Below are 2,862 nucleotides of genomic sequence, written 5' to 3'. Positions count from 1 at the left end.
AGCGCCTCTTTGCAGTACAGCAATTATGCGGGGCAGGCTGATTTTGTGGTGCCTTATGAGATCCTGACGGCAAGCCAGTGGGTGCATGACTTCTACCTGAAAAAGTGCCAGGCTGCCATGGAGCATTATGCGGATATAGGCGCCTGCGGGATTTCCAGGGACGCCGCGGGGTATCTTGCCCCGCAGAGCCTTCGCAATGTGCTGATTATCAGCGCCACGCCTTATCAGTGGAAGCACATGATCGGTCAGCGGACTTGCCGCCGCAACACGGATGAAACACGCTTTGTCCTGCTGAAAATATGGACGGACCTGTATGCGCTGGACCCGGAACTGTTCAGCCCGGAGCTTACCGGCCCCTTCTGCCAGCGGGAGGGCTGCCGGGAAAAAGGCATGTCCTGTGGCTGTCCGTGCGAGAAAGGGGCGCTGCCTCTTGCCCTGCTGCGCCAGGACTATCCCGCGGCACTGGAAGGAGGCGGCCTGTGAAAATCAAAATCATTGATTTTGGGCTGCCGGAGAACCACCGTCCCCTCCGTTCTCACGCCAATGACGCCGGGGCGGATGTCTATATGCCTTTTGACTGTACCCTGGAGCCTGGCGGGATTGCTAAAATCCCGCTGGGCTTTGGCCTGGAGGTGCCGGACGGTTACGCCGCCTATGTGTTCCCCAGGAGCAGCCTGGCAGCAAAAGGGGTGGTCTGTGAGCTGCCCCCTGTGGATTCCGGCTACCGGGGCGAGATCCACGCCATTGTCAGCAATGTGGGAAATGAAACTCAAACGCTTGCGAAAGATTCCCGGATCGGGCAGCTTATCATCATGCCTGTGGTGATCGCGGATTTCGTGAATGACCTGGGCGGACAACGCGGCGCGGGCGCTTTTGGCAGCACGGGGAAATAATATCATCCTTTGCTTTGCTATGATGTATAAAGAGGTCTTTTCTTGGAAACCCTTTAGGAAAAGGGACAGGTCTATTGCTTTTTTGTCCCGAATAATATATAATAAACGGGACAAAAGGAGGCGATACGCATGGCAAATGGTTATGCGAAAGAGATTCAAAACCGCATTGGTGCGGCTCCTGACGGCACGATTTTTATTGTTTCCGATTTTGCGAATGTGGCGGACAGCGAAACCATACGCAGGAACCTGAACCGGCTTGTGCAGGCTGGGACGCTCCGGCGTATTTTGAAAGGCGTTTTTGAAAAGCCGAAATACAGCAAGCTCCTTGGGGAATATGTGGCGGCGGACCCGGATGCGGTTGCCAAAGCACTGGCGAGATGCTATCATTGGACCATCGCTCCCTGTGGAGATACCGCATTAAATATGCTGGGGCTGTCTACCCAGGTAACGGCAGTATGGTCCTATATCAGCGACGGGCCATATAAAACCTATGAATGGGATAAGACAAAGATTGAATTTAAGCACCGGACCAACAAGGAGGTCACGGGCCTGTCGCCTATGACGATCCTGGTGATCCAGGCGTTAAAGACCCTGGGAAAAGAACATGTGGATGAAAAAACCATACGGGTGCTTTCCCGCAGGCTGAATGAAGATGAAAAGGCGGCGCTCCTTGCAGAAGGAGCCGAAGCGACGGATTGGATTTACACTGTGATTAAAGAGATCTGCAAAGGAGAAAGAGAAAATGATTGAGATTGCCAGACTTCCGGCTGATGACCGGCGGGAGCTGTTTCATAACACCGCAGCAAAAACCGGCCTTCACGATGCCATTGTGGAAAAGGATTTTTGGGTATGCCTGACGCTGGATTACCTGTTCCACCGCTCTCCGTGGAGAAAGGCGGTCACATTTAAGGGCGGAACCAGCTTATCCAAAGGGTATCACCTTATCAGCCGGTTTTCCGAGGACATTGATCTGATTTTGGATTGGCGTGTCCTGGGGTATGGTGTCAATGAACCCTGGGAAAAACGCTCGAACACCAAGCAGGATGCCTTTAATAAAGAGGCGAACCGAAAGGCCGAGGTTTTCCTGGCAGAAACCTTCTGCCCGCAGGTCCGGGAAGGACTTTCTGTTGAATTGGGCCTTCCGGCCAATCTTTACATAGATGAGGAAGATAAACAGACAGTGATCTTTGCTTATCCAAACCTGTTTACCGATGCCTCTACCTTACAGGTGATTCGATTGGAGATTGGGGCGCTGGCAGCTTGGACACCGGCAGAGCTGGTGGATATTGTACCGTATGCTGCGGAACAGTACCCGCAGTTATTCAAGCAGAAAGAGGTTCCTGTCCTGACGGTGGCGCCGGAGCGGACTTTCTGGGAAAAGGCGACGATCCTCCACCATGAGGCCAACCGGCCTGAACATCTTTCCATGCCCCAGCGGTATTCCCGCCATTATTATGACCTTTACTGTATGGCGAAATCGCCTGTGAAGGAAAAAGCGTTTGAACGGCTGGACCTGCTGCAGAAAGTGGTCGATTTCAAGATGAAGTTTTATCCGCGGGCCTGGGCGCGCTACCCGGAGGCTGTTCCGGCCACCTTAAAGCTGCTTCCTCCGTCATATCGCCTGGGTGCGCTGCAGGAGGATTACTCTGCCATGCGGAATATGCTCTATGGGGAGATTCCATCTTTTGAAACCATGATGGACGCCGTTGGAGAACTGGAGAAGGAAATCCACGCATTATAACGGAAAAGGCCGCATTTGCGGCCTTTTCTTATGGCTGTATGTTAAAACAGCAAATGGAAATACTTATGGATAAAGAAAGCAGCCTGCCTCATCGTGCCGACTGCTTCTACTTTTTGCTGTTCAGTTCTTTCATAATACCGAGGATGTAGGACATCGCTTTGGAATCCAGCTTCTTTGCCTCTGCGATAAATTCGTTTAAGGCGGTAGGATTCGGATTGCCTTCATCGA

Annotated in this window: 4 protein-coding genes; all 4 read left to right on the top strand. The window is 52.6% G+C overall.

The features are described from left to right. Window positions 1–483, top strand: a 483-nt coding sequence (locus tag B5F35_RS17870; protein WP_087243011.1) for an FAD-dependent thymidylate synthase, incomplete at its 5' end; no start/stop codon positions are given. Next, window positions 480–893, top strand: a complete 414-nt coding sequence (locus tag B5F35_RS17865; protein ID WP_087243009.1) for a dUTP diphosphatase — start codon at window positions 480–482, stop codon at window positions 891–893. The genes B5F35_RS17870 and B5F35_RS17865, both read left to right, overlap by 4 nt. A 129-nt stretch (window positions 894–1,022) precedes the next feature. Beyond that, window positions 1,023–1,643: a DUF6088 family protein gene (locus B5F35_RS17860; RefSeq protein ID WP_087243007.1), complete on the top strand. Its 621-nt coding sequence runs from the start codon at window positions 1,023–1,025 to the stop codon at window positions 1,641–1,643. Continuing rightward, window positions 1,636–2,634 (top strand): nucleotidyl transferase AbiEii/AbiGii toxin family protein, encoded by a 999-nt coding sequence (locus B5F35_RS17855; RefSeq protein ID WP_087243005.1) that lies wholly within the window; start codon window positions 1,636–1,638, stop codon window positions 2,632–2,634. Before B5F35_RS17860 ends, B5F35_RS17855 begins: the two co-directional genes overlap by 8 nt. Window positions 2,635–2,862 lie beyond the last annotated feature (228 nt).

Source organism: Anaeromassilibacillus sp. An200 (assembly GCF_002160025.1).
In the GTDB taxonomy this organism is placed as follows: Bacteria; Bacillota; Clostridia; order Oscillospirales; family Acutalibacteraceae; genus Caccousia; species Caccousia stercoris.
This window is presented reverse-complemented; position numbering and strand designations above follow the sequence as displayed.

Excerpts from the sequence above, each read along its gene's own strand:
- B5F35_RS17860 (WP_087243007.1), top strand. The coding sequence starts at position 1,023 with ATGGCAAATGGTTATGCGAAAGAGATTCAAAACCGCATTGGTGCGGCT.
- B5F35_RS17855 (WP_087243005.1), top strand. The coding sequence starts at position 1,636 with ATGATTGAGATTGCCAGACTTCCGGCTGATGACCGGCGGGAGCTGTTT.